Source organism: Pseudomonas sp. FG43, from assembly GCF_057809175.1.
Genome location: NZ_JBMDJL010000002.1, coordinates 234,582 through 251,385, shown reverse-complemented (window position 1 = coordinate 251,385; position 16,804 = coordinate 234,582). Strand labels below are relative to the sequence as shown.

General features: G+C 58.4%; 15 protein-coding genes and 1 pseudogene. 4 read left to right on the top strand and 12 right to left on the bottom strand.

Annotation, left to right across the window (positions count from 1 at the left end; all coding sequences use genetic code 11):
- Positions 1-12: 12 nt before the first annotated feature.
- Complete coding sequence (gene pstS / locus ACODS3_RS03955) at positions 13-1,032, bottom strand: phosphate ABC transporter substrate-binding protein PstS (RefSeq protein WP_201017698.1); 1,020 nt, start codon at positions 1,030-1,032, stop codon at positions 13-15.
- 415 nt (positions 1,033-1,447) lie between these two features.
- Here pstS and ACODS3_RS03950 point away from each other — a divergent pair, with 415 nt between their 5' ends.
- Positions 1,448-1,741, top strand: a complete 294-nt coding sequence (locus tag ACODS3_RS03950; RefSeq protein WP_201017699.1) for a hypothetical protein — start codon at positions 1,448-1,450, stop codon at positions 1,739-1,741.
- 2 nt (positions 1,742-1,743) lie between these two features.
- On the opposite strand, the gene ACODS3_RS03945 is transcribed toward ACODS3_RS03950, so the two are convergent.
- Positions 1,744-3,396 (bottom strand): VRR-NUC domain-containing protein, encoded by a 1,653-nt coding sequence (locus ACODS3_RS03945; RefSeq protein ID WP_489033544.1) that lies wholly within the window; start codon positions 3,394-3,396, stop codon positions 1,744-1,746.
- A 160-nt stretch (positions 3,397-3,556) separates the two neighbouring features.
- Here ACODS3_RS03945 and ACODS3_RS03940 point away from each other — a divergent pair, with 160 nt between their 5' ends.
- Complete coding sequence (locus ACODS3_RS03940; protein ID WP_489033340.1) at positions 3,557-4,051, top strand: nucleoside 2-deoxyribosyltransferase; 495 nt, start codon at positions 3,557-3,559, stop codon at positions 4,049-4,051.
- Between the two features lie 157 nt (positions 4,052-4,208).
- Here ACODS3_RS03940 and ACODS3_RS03935 read toward each other — a convergent pair whose 3' ends face one another.
- Together ACODS3_RS03935 and ACODS3_RS03930 are read right to left on the bottom strand one after the other, a co-directional pair.
- Entirely contained in the window at positions 4,209-4,427 is a 219-nt protein-coding gene (locus ACODS3_RS03935) for a hypothetical protein (RefSeq protein ID WP_201017701.1), read from the bottom strand.
- A 96-nt stretch (positions 4,428-4,523) separates the two neighbouring features.
- The gene (locus ACODS3_RS03930) at positions 4,524-5,426 is read right to left on the bottom strand and encodes a LysR family transcriptional regulator (RefSeq protein ID WP_304573896.1); all 903 of its coding nucleotides are present in this window, start codon (positions 5,424-5,426) and stop codon (positions 4,524-4,526) included.
- A 121-nt stretch (positions 5,427-5,547) separates the two neighbouring features.
- Between ACODS3_RS03930 and ACODS3_RS03925 the strand changes: the two genes are divergently transcribed.
- Positions 5,548-6,636 (top strand): AbrB family transcriptional regulator, encoded by a 1,089-nt coding sequence (locus ACODS3_RS03925; protein WP_201017703.1) that lies wholly within the window; start codon positions 5,548-5,550, stop codon positions 6,634-6,636.
- 6 nt (positions 6,637-6,642) lie between these two features.
- On the opposite strand, the gene ACODS3_RS03920 is transcribed toward ACODS3_RS03925, so the two are convergent.
- From ACODS3_RS03920 to ACODS3_RS03890, 7 genes and pseudogenes are all read right to left on the bottom strand, one after another.
- Positions 6,643-7,887, bottom strand: a complete 1,245-nt coding sequence (locus ACODS3_RS03920) for a D-mannose isomerase (protein ID WP_489033337.1) — start codon at positions 7,885-7,887, stop codon at positions 6,643-6,645.
- A 110-nt stretch (positions 7,888-7,997) separates the two neighbouring features.
- The gene (locus ACODS3_RS03915) at positions 7,998-8,837 is read right to left on the bottom strand and encodes a methyl-accepting chemotaxis protein (protein ID WP_405046113.1); all 840 of its coding nucleotides are present in this window, start codon (positions 8,835-8,837) and stop codon (positions 7,998-8,000) included.
- 18 nt (positions 8,838-8,855) lie between these two features.
- A pseudogene (locus ACODS3_RS03910) lies at positions 8,856-9,623 on the bottom strand (MCP four helix bundle domain-containing protein); the annotation flags it as partial.
- A 193-nt stretch (positions 9,624-9,816) separates the two neighbouring features.
- Positions 9,817-10,617 carry a sugar phosphate isomerase/epimerase family protein gene (locus ACODS3_RS03905; RefSeq protein WP_489033335.1) on the bottom strand — a complete coding sequence of 267 codons (801 nt, stop codon included), beginning with the start codon at positions 10,615-10,617 and terminating at the stop codon, positions 9,817-9,819.
- Positions 10,618-10,717: 100 nt separating this feature from the next.
- Positions 10,718-11,953 carry an MFS transporter gene (locus tag ACODS3_RS03900; protein ID WP_489033333.1) on the bottom strand — a complete coding sequence of 412 codons (1,236 nt, stop codon included), beginning with the start codon at positions 11,951-11,953 and terminating at the stop codon, positions 10,718-10,720.
- Positions 11,954-12,008: 55 nt separating this feature from the next.
- Positions 12,009-13,085, bottom strand: a complete 1,077-nt coding sequence (locus ACODS3_RS03895; protein ID WP_304573892.1) for a sugar phosphate isomerase/epimerase family protein — start codon at positions 13,083-13,085, stop codon at positions 12,009-12,011.
- The gene (locus ACODS3_RS03890) at positions 13,082-14,260 is read right to left on the bottom strand and encodes a Gfo/Idh/MocA family protein (RefSeq protein ID WP_489033330.1); all 1,179 of its coding nucleotides are present in this window, start codon (positions 14,258-14,260) and stop codon (positions 13,082-13,084) included. The genes ACODS3_RS03895 and ACODS3_RS03890 overlap by 4 nt, the downstream gene beginning before the upstream one ends.
- 187 nt (positions 14,261-14,447) lie before the next feature.
- Here ACODS3_RS03890 and ACODS3_RS03885 point away from each other — a divergent pair, with 187 nt between their 5' ends.
- A complete protein-coding gene (locus tag ACODS3_RS03885; RefSeq protein WP_201003090.1) occupies positions 14,448-15,458 on the top strand; it encodes a LacI family DNA-binding transcriptional regulator in 1,011 nt (336 codons plus the stop codon).
- Between the two features lie 155 nt (positions 15,459-15,613).
- Here the strand turns inward: ACODS3_RS03885 and ACODS3_RS03880 are convergent, their stop codons facing one another.
- Positions 15,614-16,750: a glycerate kinase gene (locus ACODS3_RS03880; protein WP_489033328.1), complete on the bottom strand. Its 1,137-nt coding sequence runs from the start codon at positions 16,748-16,750 to the stop codon at positions 15,614-15,616.
- Positions 16,751-16,804 lie beyond the last annotated feature (54 nt).

The window sequence follows — 16,804 nt, the reverse complement described above, 5'->3', positions numbered from 1 at the left end:
GGCTTGAATCACTTACTTGGTGAATTCGGTTTTCCAGTAGCCTTCTACACGCTCAACCAACGATTTCGGCAGAGCGACGTAATCCAGTGCTTCTGCTTGTTTCTGGCCATTTTCCAGAGACCACTTGAAGAAGTCGAAAGTGGCTGCACTTTTCTCTTCGTTCTTGGCCTTCTTGTACATGATGATCCAGGTGGTTGCGGTGATCGGCCATGCTTCGTCGCCCGGAGCGTTGGTCATGATCAGACCGAAGTCCTTGGCGCTTGCCCAGTCTGCGGTGTCAGCAGCAGCGGCGAAGGTCTTGGAAGTCGGAGTTACAAACTTGCCAGCAGCGTTTTTCAGCTGGGTGTAGGCCAGTTTGTTGGTAGCCGCGTAGGAATACTCTACGTAGCCGATAGAACCCTTGATCTGCTTGACGTAGGCAGAAACACCTTCGTTACCCTTGCCACCCACACCCACCGGCCACTTGACGGTGGAACCGAACTGCAGCTTCTCGTTCCACTCCGGGCTGACTTTGCTCAGGTAGTTGGTGAAGTTGTAGGAAGTGCCCGAGCCGTCGGAACGGTGAACCACGGTGATGTTGGTTTTAGGCAGGGTCACGCCTGGGTTCAGAGCCTTGATAGCCTCGTCGTCCCAAGTCTTTACAGCACCCATGAAGATCTTGGCCAGCGTCTCGCCGTCCAGTTTCAGCTCGCCGCTTTCAACACCTTCAACGTTGACGATTGGCACGATGCCACCGATCACGCTAGGGAACTGACCCAGGCCAGCGGCCTCCAGGTCTGCTGCCGACATAGGGGCATCGGATGCGCCGAAGTCAACGGTTGCTGCCTTGATCTGGGCGATACCGCCACCCGAACCGATCGACTGATAGTTGATGCGGTTTGGAGAATCCTTGCTGTAGTCCTGGGACCACTTTGAAATAACCGGGAAGACGAAACTCGAACCAGCGCCAGTGACATCAGTCGCATGTGCAGCACCACTCAGGCACAACGAAGCGATCAGAAGCGACAAGCGTTTTTTAGTCAGCAGTATCACGGTAATACCTCAGTCCAGGAGAAAATGTGGTGGTCCACTTAAGGAGGCCCGAGGCGGATTTAAAACCTGAAATGTTGCTGTTTAATGACAATCAGTCGACTCGTGTCAGAAATGAGCGTTTTTTGTAGTCGATCTCCTACGCCCACCCACAATAAAAAACCGGCAAAGCCCCGTATTTACGGGGGTATCCTCCTGAACCCCGAAAAATATCAATCTGCCATCTCATCAGGATGGCGCAGAGCCATCTCTGTTTTTTAATTGTAAGAAAGCACGTCTTTTTAGAACCAATGTCAGGCAGGAGATGGTTTTTTATAGCGACAAGGTCTTGATCCGCCCATCGGTCGGAAGCGTCGCACCTATCTTTTCCCAGGCCAGACCAATGACAGGTAACGACCCAACATTGGAGACTCACATCATGATCGGCAACCGAATAGCGGCTTTGGGCATTGCGGCCTTACTGGCAGGTATGAGCGCAGGTGCATGGGCAGGATCGACCGGCCCTACCCATCCAGAAGGCAATGACCCGGACAGCCCGGCCATGGAGCTGAAAAGCGATCAGGAAGACAACACCGACGGCAGCAGCCCCGAAGCAGACGGCAGGGTCCCTGACCCGGAGCAAACCAACGGGATGGGCAGCGACAGCACTCAGGGCTCGAACGGCGATAACGACAGCAGTACCGCCAATGATAAAAAACCCTCGGATCACTGAGATCAGTCCAGTTGATCGGGTGCCCACTGCACGTAACAGACTTCTACAGGCATGCCATGCTCGGCACAGAAATCCAGCCAGCGCAGTTGGTTGTCCTGTAGCCGGTCGCCAGGCCCCTTGACCTCGATCATGCGATAACGACGCTGTTCGGGGAAAAACTGAATCAGGTCCGGCATACCGGTGCGATTGGCCTTGATGTCTTGCAGCAGTCGACGAAACCAGTGGCCAAGATGCTCGGCAGGCAGACAATGCAGCGCCTGTTCCAGCAGTTCAGGGGTCAGAACGTTCCAGAACACGAAAGGCGATTGCAGGCCGGATTTGCTCTGGAAGTGCTCACGAATCGTCGCCTGATAGGCACCTGTTTCCAGTTGGGCCAGACACTCGTCAAACAGTGCGGCACGACGCTGGTAGAAATCCGGGCTGAGCAGATCACTGGGAGCACTGTGAAACGGATGGAAAAACGCCCCAGGCAACGGCTCGAATATCGCAGGCCAGCACAACAGGCCGAACAATGAGTTGATCAGCGCATTCTCGACGTAATGCACCTCGCTGCCCTCTTCTGCCAGATGCTCGCGGATCAGGAACTCGACACTCAGACCCGGCACCGGCACCACGCTCAGATCCAGACGTGACACGCTGCGAGCGGCTGCACGCTTCTCGACCGCCAGCCCCAGCTTGCGCTGCAAACGCGGCAGAATGCGTTGCAGATGCTGAAGCTCGGCATCGTTCTGCGGAACGGCCCTTGCCTGTTCAAGCAATTCCATGGCCCGGGCGTATTCGGCACTCAGTTCCAGGACCCGAATCTGTCGCGAACGCGCACCGGGGTAATCGCACTGGCGATAGACTTCCAGTGCCAGCGGCCACTCCTGTAAACGCTCGGCCTGCTGCCCGATATGGAACAACAGCCTGGCGCAGCGTCTTTGCAGCCACGGGTTGCGTGTCTCGATGGCTATCGCCTGTTCAGCCAGCAACGCCAGCTCCACGCCCTGCCCCAGCGCTTCCCGACAGGCATGCAACTGGAGGCAGACGTCTATGTCCACCCGTTCGCTGATGGCTCGTGAGTCCGGCGAAAACTCAACCTTTTCGTAGCGATAGATTCCCAGATCCGCCAGCACGAACTCCGACCATTCCTGATACAGGTTGCCGAAGTACAGCAGGCGCAAGCGATCACACAGCGGCATCACCGTCAGCCCGAATACCTGATCGTCCAGATCCGGGTGCCATTGATCCAGAGGCTGGGCGACGTCATACACAGCCTGCAGGCGCGCAAACCACTCTGCCTTGCGCTCCGGGCCTTTGACCGCATGGGCCTTGAAACACTGGCTCAGCTCGTCCTTGCGCAGCAGTTGAAACAACGCTTCCAGGTCCAGGGCCGGACGTGAGTCGACCCAACCCAGCGCCAGCAGTGGCGACGCGGCTTCGCGGGTGTCGCCAATCTCGTCATAGTTCAGTTTGCTGGCCCGGAACAGCGTCCCCTTGCGCATGACCATACGCACCAGCAACCCCTGAGCGGGAGTCGGCAGCCCGGCAAAATCACTGATGAACCGGCGCTCCTGCTCATCGAGCAAATCGTCGTAACGCTGAACGATCCAGCCAAGTACCTGACGAAAGTTTTCCAGGTAATAAAACGGATTGTCGAGAGGTGAAGTGCTCAAGGATACGGTCACATACGGCAGGGACAGGCGGCCAAGGATACTGGTTATCCGTACAGATTCCAGCCATGAATCCACCGGTTTTCCCCTTGGCCGATAAATGGTGCATTTCGGGAAAAGGCCTGCGGGCCGTAAGATCGACTTTTTTGACAAAGGAGCAGATATGCAAGCGCCGCTGGTTTACCTCGCAGGTTTTGATGTGTTCCGCCAGGACGCCATCGAACATGGCCGCTATCTGAAAGCCTTGTGTACCAGCCACGGCCTTGAGGGCCTGTACCCGTTCGACAATGAAGTGCCGTCCGGCCTCTCCCCTCACGACACGGCGCAACTGATCTGCACAATGAACATCGCAATGATCCAGCGCTGCACGGCGGTGCTCGCCAACCTCAATGTCTTTCGCGGCCTGGAACCCGACTCCGGCACCGCTTTCGAGGTCGGCATGGCGGTGGCGCTGAACAAGCCGGTCTGGGGATATTTCGAGCCTGTGGCATCCTTGCTCGAACTGGTGCCTCACGATGAAAACGGCTTCGACAGCCAGGGTTTTATCGTGGAAGACTTCAACCTGCCCCGCAACCTGATGCTCGCCTGCACCTGGGCGGGAAACAGCCCGAGTGCGGAGTCAGGCGTCGAAGCATTGGCCCGGTATCTGGCACAGTAGGCGTAATGCCGATCAGTCAAGGTAGGCATGTCACTTGTGGGAGGGGCCTTGGCCGCGACGGCCTGCTGACAGGCAACACATTTTCAGTATCTTCACACATGCTGTCGCGGCCACGGCCCCTCTCACGGATTGCGAATCAGAGTAGGTAAAATCAGGCTCACCCCAATGTCGCTGATCCGATATCGCCCGTGATCGTCGGATCAAGCTTGTCGGCATCGACAAAATCATCAAGGCCCAGGATATCCAGGTCCAGATACCCTTCCGGGTCATTGTCTTCATCGGCATCGGCATCGTTCAAAGGCGACTGGTCACCGCCAAAATGCTGTGCCGGACGGGGAAACAGAGAGAGGTCCGGTGAATGTGAAAATGTCTGCATCGCTGTCGGGCTCCTGTTTTATCTCATGAAATCAGACACGTCCTACGCATCTGCATAACCACAGGCTAACGCAGCCGCGGATAAAAGCGCAAAACCTCAGGCCCAGCTCACAAAATCGCCTCCGTTATCACGCAACATCTGCAGCATGCTCTGGGCCGCCGGAGACAGATACCCCCCTCTGCGCATCGTCACGCCGATGGTGCGTTTCATCGTGGTCTGTTCCAGGCGCACTTCGCGAAGATGCTGCATGTTCTTGCCAAACTCCAGCGATTCCCGGGCAATAAAACTCAGCAGGTTACTTTGGGCAATCAACCCCGGCAGCAGGGAAATCGAATTCGCCTCGATCTGCACTACAGGCAGCGGCAAACCCTGGGCAGCAAAGATTGCATCCAGCCATTTGCGCGAGGACACGCCTATGGGCGGCAACACCCAGCGATAGGCCGTCAAGTCGCTCATCTGCATGGGCGCCTTGAAAATCGGGTGATGCTCGCTGGCAATGACCACCGCCTCGTCCTTGAGAATCGGGAAACTGGTGACCTGTTCGTCATCAGGAATCAACGAGCAGATAATCATGTCCAGTTGCCCCGAACGCAGGGATTCACTGAGCAGGTCATCCTGTCCGACCACCAGCTTGAAGGTCACGTCCGGTGCCCGTTGCAGCAGGGCCGATGTCAGTTTGGGCATCAGGTATTCGGCCATGGTAGCGGCACACCCCACGCGGATATTACCGACCATGCCACTGGCGAAATCCCGGACCTCGCGCTGGGTCTGGGCAATGCTCTGCTGCAACTCCTTGCCACGGGCCTGCAGCAGTTCGCCGACCGGCGTCAGCTTGATGCGTCGCCCGTCACGCTGGAACAGCCGTGTACCAAAAGACTCCTCAAGGCGCTGGATGCTTTTGGTCAGTGCTGGCTGGCTGCGATTGAGCTTTTCGGCAGCGCGGCCCAAATGGCCCAGTTCGGCGATGGTGTCGAAATAAGTGAGGTCCCGCAGGTCCATATCTATCAACCAAAGTTATCAATTCATGATTATTAGAAAATAGACTTGATTGATTAGAGTGTCGATACTCTCCCTGTCCGATCAGTTCCTGACCGGCCAGCCAAAGTCTGGGAGAACCTCCTTGCCACGTGCTTCAAGCCTGTCGTTATCCACGCTGTCTCCTCTGGCCCAATGGGCAAGCCTGCTGCTGATTGCAGGCACCTTCGGGCAACTCCTCAAATTCCTGAATGTTCCCGCAGCACTGTTTCTGGGGCCGATGCTGGTAGCCATTGGCTTCGGCGTCTCGGGCGCAACCATTCGCATGAATAAAAAGCTCTTCCAGTTGGGCCAGGGCGCGGTGGGTGTGTTGATCGCCCATGCCATGACCATGGGCGTGCTGATCACCGCCATGCAGTCCTGGCATGTGATGTTATTCGCCACGCTCCTGACCGTCATACTCAGCGCAGTGGTCGGGCTGGTGCTGGTGCGCTTTGCCGGCATCCCCAGCAACACGGCCGCCTGGGGAACCTCGCCGGGCGCGGCATCGGCGATGGTGGCCATGTCCGAAGACTATGGCGCCGACTCACGGGTGGTCGCCACCATGCAATATGTGCGCGTCGTGTGTGTCGTGGTGGTCGGGTCACTGGTCAGCCGCTTCATGGGCGCGCCTGACAGCGGCGCCGATCTGCACAGTAGCGAAGTCGCGCTGCAAAGCATGAATCTTCTGGACCTTGGGCTGAGCCTCGGGGTCATCGTGATCGGTGTGCTGCTGGGTTCTAGAATGCCGGCCGGCGCCTTGCTGGTGCCGCTGGTGCTCGGCGGTGCCCTGCAATTGAGCGGCCTGCTGCAGATCACCATCCCCACCTGGCTGCTGGCAATGGGGTATGGCGCCATTGGTTGCTACATCGGCTTGCGCTTTGACCGAGACACCATCAGCTACGTCTGGCGACGCCTGCCGATGATGATCTTCGCCTCGATGCTGCTGATCGTGCTGTGCGCCCTTTCAGCCTGGTTGATTGCAGCAATGCTGGGCAAGGATTACCTCTCGGTCTACCTGGCCACCAGCCCAGGCGGCCTGGATGCGATGGCGATCATTGCCATCGACACCCACGCCGACGTTGGCTTTGTACTGGCGATGCAGACCCTGCGCCTGTTCGGGGTGATCCTGACCGGCAGTTTCCTGGCCCGCCAGATCATCCGCCTGACCGACAAGCGTTTACCGGCGCACTGACGCCGGTCAGCCCATGCCCGACAGCGCACTGGCCAGGCTTGGCGCCAAGGGCAATACCGGCAGCAGAGTGGCCTGATAGGCGTGATACAGGTCCGGCTTGCCCGGCCAGATATCCGCGCTGGGCACATTCTGTTCGTTGAGTTCATGACGCCAGCTACCGTGTTCATGGTCGATGAACAGGGTTTCGTTGAACTCCCAGAAGCGGCGGTACCAATCCTCGTAGTGTTTTTCGCCGGTGCGTTGCAGCAACGCGGCTGCTGCGGCCGCCGCTTCGCAATGCGTCCAGTGCAGACGATGACGCACGACCGGGCGGTTCTCCCAGTCCAGGGTGTAGACAATGCCTGGCGCGCCATCGACATCCCAGCCATGCTGACAGGCATTGGCAAACAACTGGCGGGCATCGCTCAGCAGCCAGTCCGGCGTCGCACGGCCTGCGCGCTTGAGTGCGGCCTCCAGATGCAGGACCAGACGCGCCCACTCGAAGGCATGCCCCGGCGTGGTGCCGAAAGGCCGAAAACCGTCTGCGGGATTGTCGCGGTTGTAGTCGGGCAAAGGCTGCCAGGACTGGCTGAAATGCTCGACGACCGTGAAGCCATTGGTCGCTGCATGCTGGTGGATGATGCGCTCGACGATACTCAGCGCACGATCAAGCCATTGCACGTCACCGGTGACGTCCGCCAGGGCCAGAAAGGCTTCAGTACTGTGCATATTGCTGTTGGCGCCACGATAGGCTTCTTCGCTCTGCCAGTCCCGGGCAAAGGACTCGCGCATGGCACCTTCTTCGTCGCTCCAGAAACGGGTCTTGATAACCTGGATCGCATCGGACAGCAGCGCTTGTGCGCCCTCGCGCCCCGCCACCACCGCCGAGCTGGCAGCCAGAGCGACAAAGGCATGCAGGTACGCCTGTTTGTCCGTCTTGCCGCCCTCTTCCAGCGCAGCGCTGAACCAGCCGCCGTGCTCGGCATCACGCAAGGGGCCGCTGAGGGCTGCGATGCCATGATCCACCAGCGCAGCGCAGCCGGGAATACCCTGAACGTGGGCCATGGCGAAACTGTGGGTCATGCGGGCGGTGTTCATGGTCTGGGCCGTGGCGCCGACCATAAGCCGACCATAGCCATCAAGGCTGCCGAAGCCGTTTTCCAGCTTCGAGGCCTTGGCGAAGGTCAGCAGGCGAGTACCTTCCTGCGCCAGCCATTGATGATGACGTTGCGAAAGCAGCCAACTGCTGAAGTTGTAGTTGTTATTGTCCATGACGCGATGCCGCCTCCAACGATAAGAAATTTACCGGTGGTCTTTCCGACCGTGGGCAATCATGCGCGCCACGGTCGGTCAGCGGCAAGCGGACCTGTAAAGGTTCTGCTTCAGACCTTGAAGTTGGACACGACCTGATTCAGGTCGGCAGCCAGGCGCGACAGCTCATGGCTGGAGGCGCTGATCTGGTTCGCGCCCTGAGTCGACTGCATGGACAGGTCGCGGATATTGACAATATTGCGGTCCACTTCACGGGCCACCTGGGCCTGTTCTTCAGCAGCGCTGGCGATCACAAGGTTGCGTTCGGAGATCTGATTGATCGACGAAGTGATTTCGCTCAGGGACTCACCCGCACCTTGAGCCAGCGACAGCGTGGAATCTGCACGGTCGCGGCTGGTCATCATCGACTCCAGGGCTTGCGCCGAACCGTTACGCATGGCGCTGACCATGGTGTCGATTTCCAGGGTCGACTGCTGGGTACGATGAGCCAGTGCCCGCACCTCATCAGCCACCACCGCGAAACCACGACCGGACTCACCGGCCCGCGCAGCTTCGATGGCCGCGTTGAGCGCCAGCAGGTTGGTCTGTTCGGCGATGGAGCGGATCACATCCAGCACCTTGCCGATGTCCTGGGACTGATCGGCCAGGTTCTGGACCAGTGCCGAAGTGGCCTGCACGTTGGTGGTCAGGGTCTGGATCGACTGAACGGTTTCGATCACCCGCGCCTGGCCGGCCTTGGCCGAGGTACTGGAGTGGTTGGAAGCATCGGAGGTGGACACCGCGTTGCGTGCCACTTCTTCGACAGCCGAGGTCATTTCGTTGATGGCCGTGGCAGCCTGATCGATCTCGGCGTTCTGTTGATTCAGGCCGCGATAGCTGTCTTCAGTGACCGAGTTGAGTTCGGTAGCAGCGGATGCCAACTGAGTGGCGGAGCTGCTGATATTGCGCATGGCCAGACGCAGGTTGGCTTGCATCTGCTCCAGCGCACGCAGCAGGCGAGTGACTTCATCGCTGCCATCAACCACGATGTCATGGGTCAGATCACCCTTGGCCACATGTTCGGCGGCAGACACTGCACTCTCCAGCGGCCTGACGATACTGCGGGTCAGCAACAGAGCCAGACCAATAGTGCCCAGAGCGGCAAGGATCACGAACGCAATCACGATATTGCGTGACTGGTCATATTGAATCTCGGCGGCCTTGCCTTCGGCATCGACCTTCTGGTTGTAGAACTCACCCATGTCGCTCAGTTGTTTGCCCGAGCCATCGACAATGGTTTTCATATCGACCAGCAGCAGCTTGTTCAAGCCGGCGCTGTCATTCTGGCCAGCGAGCACAAATGAGCGCTCCAGGGCTTTCTGATATTCAGCCAGGCTGACGCGGAACTGGTCGGCGAGGGCCTTTTCTTCCGGGGTATCGACAAACTTGTCGAGGATATCGAGCTTCTTGGCCAGATCCTGATTACGCACGTCCATCTGACTGCGATAGGTAGGAATATTCTTCGGGTCCGGGTCCAGAGCCATACGCAGGGAAATCGTACGAATACGCAGCATGGTTTCACGAATGTCGTTGACTACGCGCATGCTAGGCAGCCAATTGGTCTCAACCGCAATCTCGCTTTGGCGAATCGCAGACATCTGTACCAGAGCGAACCAACCCAACAACGCAACCAGCAGGGAAATCAGGGTAAAACCCAGGCCCGCACGGCGAGCGATAGTCAATTTGCGTAAGTTCATGGCGAGGACTCTTATATTTTGAAAGGCAGTTTTGCAGCAGCGTTGTCAGACAACCACCTAACATATCGACGTGCCATGACGCTTCTTGAGAGCCGGGCGACATCATTTTTCAAACAGCCACAACACTCTTTACGTCAATGACATTGTTGCGACGGAGCCTGTCGCCCACAGACTCCGCCCCGGTTTTATACCTTCACTTGCTGGAAGCCCGCTCAGCAGCCAACTCGGCAAGCAGGTTTTGTCTTGCGGTCGTGATGATCGCTGCCGGGTCCTTTGGCAGATCATGTTCGACGATATAGAGAGGTCTATCGGTGCGCTCATAAGCGGGAATGATTTCTTTCCAGCTCAACAACCCTTCACCCAAGGGTGCGAAGTTCATTTCGTCGTCACGCACTCCGATTCCGGAGTTGTCCTTGGCATGGATGGCAAACAGTCGACCGGCATATTGTCTGATAAAACGGGCCGGATCGTGGCCGCCGCGATAAATCCAGGCCACATCGACTTCAAGCAAAAGGTTCTCGGGCCTTGTAGAACTGACCAGCCACTCAAAGGCGGTTTTGCCCTGGTACTTTTTCATTTCAAAGTCGTGGTTATGGTATGCCAGCTTCATGCCGTACTCGCGCAGCCTGGCACCCAGACGATCCAGCTCCCCACCCAGCTTGCGCCAGCCAGCAGCATCGGTTGGCCGGTCGGCCGGATCAAGCCAGGGCAGTACCAGAACCTTATTGCCAATGGTCTGGTTGAAGGCAATGGTAGCGGGAAGATTGTTGCGCAAGGTTGCCAGCTGTTCGTGGGAAGAGACCACGTTCAACTGATACTTATCCAGCAGAAACTTGAGTTCATTGGCTGTAACACCCTGGTTACCCACGACCTCGACCGAGCGAAAGCCTGCACTTTTTGCCATCGCCAATTGCTGCTCAAGCGTACCGGCATTGCGCAGCGTATACATTTGCAGGGCAATCGGGCTGGTTGCACTTGAAGGCGGCGCAGCCATCGCTGCGCTTCCTCCAGATACGACCCCGATAAATAGTGCAGACAGTGCGGCAGACTTCATGAAACCCATGGCAACTTCCTTATATTGGTTATTGGTATATTCACGACTTGGAAAGCGCAATACCGGCAGGTCGCGAATCGCGAAACGCCAGCAGAAAGACCAGCACGACACCGAGTGAAAAGGTCGCAGGGAATAACCAGATGCTGCGCCATAGATGCCCCTCGGGGCCTGCGTAATAATCGGAGACATGCCCGGCAACCCAGAAGCCGATCAGCATTCCCACGCCGTAGGTGGCCAGGGTAATAAGCCCTTGGGCAGAACTTCTGAAGCGTTCCGAGGCTTTGGCGTCGGTATAGATCTGGCCCGAGACAAAGAAGAAGTCATAACAGATGCCATGCAAGGCGATGCCCGCGAAGAGCATGAAAGCCAGGTCGCCATTATTGCCGTAGGCGAAGAGCAGATAACGCAACGCCCAGGCCAGCATCCCCACCAACAAGGCAATCTTGATACCGAAGCGGTGAATGAAGAGCGGTAACAGCAGCATGAACACCACTTCGGAAACCTGACCCACAGCCATTTTCGCCGTGGGGTTGGCCACACCGATTTCCGCCAGAAACGTATTGGCGTTCTGGTAATAAAAAGCCAGCGGAATGCAGATCAGGATCGAAGCGATAAAGAACACCAGATAACTGCGGTCCTTCAACAGACCCAAGGCATCAAGCCCGAGCAACTGCCTGAAACCGTCACGGCGCGAGTCGGACTTCTGCGAAGGCGTAGCTGGCAAGGTAAAGCTGTAAAGCCCCAGTGCAAGAGACGCAATGGATGACATCAGGAAGGTGCTACGCAGAGCACCGGACGAAATAGCGGCCTGGGAGTCCCAGGCAAATACAAAGCTGATCACCACGCCAGCCACGATCCAGCCGATGGTTCCCCAGACGCGAATACGGGCAAATTCCAGTGCCGGGTCTTTCATCTGCCGGAACGCCACCGAGTTCACCAGGGCCAGGGTCGGCATGTAAATGATCATGTAGCCCAGCAGGTACGGATAGAACTGGCTGAAGTCAGGCGCACGATACAGTTGATACAACAACACCGCGCCCAGCAGGTGCAGCACGGCAAGGATACGTTCAGCGTTGAAATAGCGGTCGGCGATCAGGCCGATGATAAAGGGCGCGATAATCGCGCCCCATGATTGTGTAGAAAATGCCATTCCGACCTGGCTGCCGCTGGCACCCAGGCTGGTGGAGAGAAAAGTACCCAGAGTGACGAACCATCCTCCCCAGATAAAGAACTGCAGGAACATCATTGTGCTAAGACGCACAGTCATATTGGTCATAACAGTCACCGTTTTATTTTTATAGCGGTAAACAGCATTGAGTTCAGGTGTAGGTTCAGGCGTCGGGTGGCAACCCCAATAACCGGCGATTGGATCGCTCATCGGCGGCCACGCTGGCGAAATCGTCGAATGCCTTCTGTGTCTTGGTGATCATGTGCTGGCGAATGAATTCGGCACCTTCAGCGGCACCCTGTACGGAGTCCTTGAGGCAGCACTCCCACTCCAGCACGGCCCAGCCTGAAAAATCGTATTGCGTCAGTTTGCTGAAGATGGATTTGAAATCGATCTGTCCATCACCCAGAGAGCGAAAGCGGCCCGCACGCTCGACCCAGCCCTGATAGCCCCCGTAAACACCGGAGCGGGCGTCGGGACGAAACTCTGCATCCTTGACGTGGAACATGCGAATCCGGTCGTGATAGCGGTCGATGAAGCCCAGGTAGTCCATTTGCTGAAGCAGCAGATGGCTGGGGTCATACAGAATCGTCGCCCGTGGATGGTGATCGACGGCCTGGAGAAAACGCTCGAACGAAGCGCCATCGTGCAGGTCTTCGCCGGGATGAATCTCGTAGCAAAGGTCGACGCCCGCCTCCTCGAAACAATCGAGGATCGGCAACCAGCGTTTCGCCAGCTCGGCAAAGCCCTGCTCCACCAGACCGCTGGGGCGTTGCGGCCATGGATAGACATAAGGCCACAGCAACGCGCCGGAAAAAGTCGCGTGCGCCGTCAGCCCAAGACGCTGACTGGCCCGTGCGGCCAGCTTCAATTGGTCGATTGCCCATTCGGTACGGGCTTGTGGCTTCCCGCGCAGGTGAGCCGGTGCAAAGTCATCGAACAGCGTGTCGAAGGCCGGATGCACGGCCACCAACTGGCCTTGCAAGTGCGTCGACAGTTCACTGATCTCGACCCCGGCCTCGGCGCAGACGGCTTTCAACTCATCGCAATAACTCTGGCTTTCGGCGGCGCGTGCCAGATCGATGTACTGCGTGCCGAGCGTCGGCAACTGAATCGCTTTGTAACCCTGGGACGCAGCCCAGCGGGCAATATTGGCCAGCGTGTCGAACGGTGCGTCCGAGGAGATGAACTGAGCGAGAAAAATGCCCGGCCCACGCAAGCGTGTGGATGCCTGACTCATGACTGTGCTCCTTGGGTGCAGACCAGTCCGGTCCACTTGGCGTCGCCGCGATGGCTGGCGATCACGGTTTCGATAAAGGCCATGCCGCGCAACCCGACGTCGATGCCAGGCACACCGGCGGCATCGTTGCCGGTGATATCGGCACGAATGGCAGTGGCGAAATCACCATAGAGGTTGGCCATGGCTTCTAGATAACCTTCGGGATGTCCTGCGGGTAAACGCATGCGCTGACTGGCGGCGTCGCACAACCAGGGCTGGCCGAGGCCCGAACGCAAGATGCTTAAAGGCTGATCGAGAGAACGATGAATGAGGCTGGCGGGATCTTCCTGGCGCCATTCCAGACCACCCTTGCTGCCGTAGAGGCGGATCCTGAGCGGGTTCTCTTCACCGGCGCAGACCTGACTGGCAATCAGCACGCCGCTGGCGCCTTCGGCCATCTTGAACAGCATCGAGGCATCATCGTCCAGTTGTCGGCCTTCGATGTGTACACCCAGCATCGCGCACAACTGCACAATCGACTGACCCGCCACGAATTCCGCCAGGGAAAAGGCATGGGTGCCTATATCGCCAATGCAACCGCCCGCTCCGGACTGCTCGGGCCGGTCTCGCCAGTCGGCCTGCTTGTTGCCCTGCCCCGCAACATCCTGGCTGAGCCAGCCCTGGGGGTACTCGACAATGACCTTGCGCAGTTCGCCGATCACGCCGCTGCGCACCATCTCGCGGGCCTGCCAGACCATCGGATAACCCAGATAAGTGTGGGCCAGGCCATAAAGACGATTGCTGCGACCGACAACGTCTTTCAAGGCCAGCAACTCGGCCAGATTCAACGCTGCGGGTTTTTCGCTGAACACATGAAACCCCGCGCTCAGCGCCTGGCTGGCAATGGGTGCATGCAGATGATTGGGGGTGACGATCACCAGCAACTCCATGCGCTGGTCTGCCGGTAGCGCACGCTCGGCTTCGAGCATGTGCTGCCAGTCGTCGTAGCAGCGTGCCCCTGGCAAACCCAGCGCCGCGCCTGTGTTGCGATTGTTTTGTGCATCCCGGCTGAACGCGCCGCACACCAGCTCATAGCGCCCATCGAGCCCCGCGGCCTGGCGGTGAGCCTTGGCAATGAACGCGCCCTCACCTCCGCCGACAAACCCCATTCTTATTTTTGGAATTGCTGCATTCATCGCGAACCTTCTCTGTTTGAAGCAAGGCCAAGCCCAGGTTTTACAGAAATGTAACCGGTTACATCGTGGCGAGAAGTTATCCCCTCCCATGTCGGGTGTCAAACCCCGAATCGGGGTCCGGGAAGTTTTCTGAACACGACCAACCTGCGGTAAGCTCGCAGGCCACACAGCTTGAAACGAGGTGGTTTTGTCCAATATCCGTGAAGTGGCCCGCCTGGCAGGCGTCTCGGTAGCCACCGTGTCCCGAACGCTCAAGTCCCCCGAGCGCGTGCTCCCCGAGACTCGCGACAAAGTCAATGCTGCCGTGGAACAGGCCGGTTATCGCCCCAACCTCATGGCAGTGCAGTTTCGTTCTCGCAAGACTGCCAATCTGGTCATTCTGGTGCCGACCATCGCCAACACCTTCTTTGCCCGAGTGATCAGCGGCGCTCAACAGGCCGCCCAGGCTGCCGGTTATCGACTGCTGCTGTGTGATACCCAGGGACGCGAGGAAATCGAACGGACATTCGCCGAGCTGGTTTATGCCCATCAGGCAGATGGCGTGATTCAACTGCGCGCTTACGATCCTTATGACACGCCCTGCTCCAGCGCCGACTTGCCGCCTATCGTCAACGCCTGCGAAGTGATCAGGGATGGCCGCCATCCCACCATCAGCCTGGATAATCATGCGGCGGCCAAAGCCATGACCGAGCACCTGATCGCCCTGGGACATCGCCGAATCGGCCTGATCAAAGGCCCCAGAAGCAGCCCGCTGACCCGCGACCGCGTGGCCGGCTACCTTGACGCTCTGGAACAGGCCGGCATCGACTTCGACCCCACGCTGATCTGCCACGGCAACTTCAGCCTCAAAGCCGGCTATGACGGCGCGAGCGCCATACTGGAATTACCCGAACGGCCCACCGCGCTCTTCTGCGAGAACGACGAAATGGCCATCGGCGCACTGAAACGCATCAAGGAACAAGGCTTGCGCGTGCCTGAAGACCTTTCACTGGTGGGCTTCGACGACATTCCGCTGGCGGCCTATTGCGACCCGCCCCTGACCACCATCGCCCAGCCTGCCGAAGCGTTCGGTCAGACTGCCGTCGAGATGCTGATCGCACTGATTGAAAAGAAGCCCATTGAACAGCGCCATATCGTACTGCCGTTTGAATTGACGTTACGTAACAGCACGGCTGCGCCTGGTTTCAGAGGGCGGTGATAAGAGGCCATGTCGCCAGCAAGCTGCCTCCCACAACTGACACAACGGCTGGGTTAATGCCCAACTGCCTGGGTGCAATCCACCACTGTGGGAGGGGCCTTGGCCGCGACAGCGATCTGAGTGTTACTTGTGCGGTCACAGGCCGACCATGCAGTTCAAGACCCCGCCAGACGCCAGACCCGCGCCAGATCACGTGCCCGGTCATGCAGCAGGCTTGCGGCATTGCGGCAGGCTTCGTCCAGGGTCATAGGGCCGTTGGCCAGGGCAAACGCGGCGCTGATGCCGTGTTCGTACAAGCGCTCATAGCCCTCGCCCAGGGTGCCGGCCAGCACGATTACCGGCACATGATGACGGGCGGCAACCCTGGCAACACCAAAGGGCGTCTTGCCGCGCAGGGTCTGGGCATCGAAACGCCCTTCCCCGGTAATCACCAGATCAGCCCCCACCAGCGACTGTTCGAGACCGGTGAGATCGGCGACCACTTCCACACCCGCCCGGAATGAAGCCTTGAGATAGGCCTTGGCAGCAAAGCCCATGCCGCCAGCGGCACCGCTGCCGGGGCTGTCACGCAGATCCTGACCGACAGCTTGCACGGACAGATCGGCAAAATGCCCGAGGGCTGTATCCAGCGCCAGCACCTGTTCAGGAGATGCGCCTTTCTGTGGGCCGAAAATATGCGATGCACCGTTCGGGCCGCACAACGGGTTGTCCACATCGGCGGCGATTTCAAAGCGTACATCGGACAGACGCGGATCAAACCCGCTCAGATCGACGCGAGCCAGTTGCGCCAATGCCAGGCCACCCGGTGCCAACGGCTGATCGTTGCCATCAAGAAAGCGAGCACCGAGCGCTGATAGCATGCCAGTGCCTGCATCGTTGGTCGCACTGCCGCCAATGGCCAGGATCACACGTTGCGCTCCGGCATCCAGCGCGGCGGCAATCAATTGGCCAGTGCCGTAAGTCGTGGTGATGCAGGCGTTGCGTTGTTCGAGGGTCAGTAATTGCAGGCCGCTGGCCATGGCCATTTCGATAATCGCGGTGCGGCTGTGGGGCAGCCAGCCCCAATGGGCTTGAACCGGGCTTTCCAGAGGCCCGCGGACTTCAGCGCTCATCAATTGTCCGTTGCAGGCGGCCAATACGGCTTCGATGGTGCCTTCGCCACCGTCGGCCATCGGGCATTCGATCAGTTCGGCAGTCGGCCAGACTTCGGCGAGGCCGCTGGCAATGGCAGTAGCGACAGCCTGGGCACTGAGGCTGTCCTTGAAAGAGTCGGGGGCGATGACGATTTTCATTGTTGTTCTCCATATCCGATGCAGGGATGTTCTCACTCCACCATGGATTTTCCG

Bases quoted from the DNA above. Each gene is read 5' to 3' on its own strand.
- ACODS3_RS03900 (WP_489033333.1), bottom strand. From the start codon at position 11,953: ATGACCAATATGACTGTGCGTCTTAGCACAATGATGTTCCTGCAGTTC.
- ACODS3_RS03935 (WP_201017701.1), bottom strand. From the start codon at position 4,427: ATGCAGACATTTTCACATTCACCGGACCTCTCTCTGTTTCCCCGTCCG.
- ACODS3_RS03920 (WP_489033337.1), bottom strand. From the start codon at position 7,887: ATGGACAATAACAACTACAACTTCAGCAGTTGGCTGCTTTCGCAACGT.
- ACODS3_RS03890 (WP_489033330.1), bottom strand. From the start codon at position 14,260: ATGAATGCAGCAATTCCAAAAATAAGAATGGGGTTTGTCGGCGGAGGT.
- ACODS3_RS03880 (WP_489033328.1), bottom strand. From the start codon at position 16,750: ATGAAAATCGTCATCGCCCCCGACTCTTTCAAGGACAGCCTCAGTGCC.
- ACODS3_RS03950 (WP_201017699.1), top strand. From the start codon at position 1,448: ATGATCGGCAACCGAATAGCGGCTTTGGGCATTGCGGCCTTACTGGCA.
- ACODS3_RS03895 (WP_304573892.1), bottom strand. From the start codon at position 13,085: ATGAGTCAGGCATCCACACGCTTGCGTGGGCCGGGCATTTTTCTCGCT.
- ACODS3_RS03905 (WP_489033335.1), bottom strand. From the start codon at position 10,617: ATGGCTGCGCCGCCTTCAAGTGCAACCAGCCCGATTGCCCTGCAAATG.
- ACODS3_RS03930 (WP_304573896.1), bottom strand. From the start codon at position 5,426: ATGGACCTGCGGGACCTCACTTATTTCGACACCATCGCCGAACTGGGC.
- ACODS3_RS03940 (WP_489033340.1), top strand. From the start codon at position 3,557: ATGCAAGCGCCGCTGGTTTACCTCGCAGGTTTTGATGTGTTCCGCCAG.
- ACODS3_RS03915 (WP_405046113.1), bottom strand. From the start codon at position 8,837: ATGCGCAATATCAGCAGCTCCGCCACTCAGTTGGCATCCGCTGCTACC.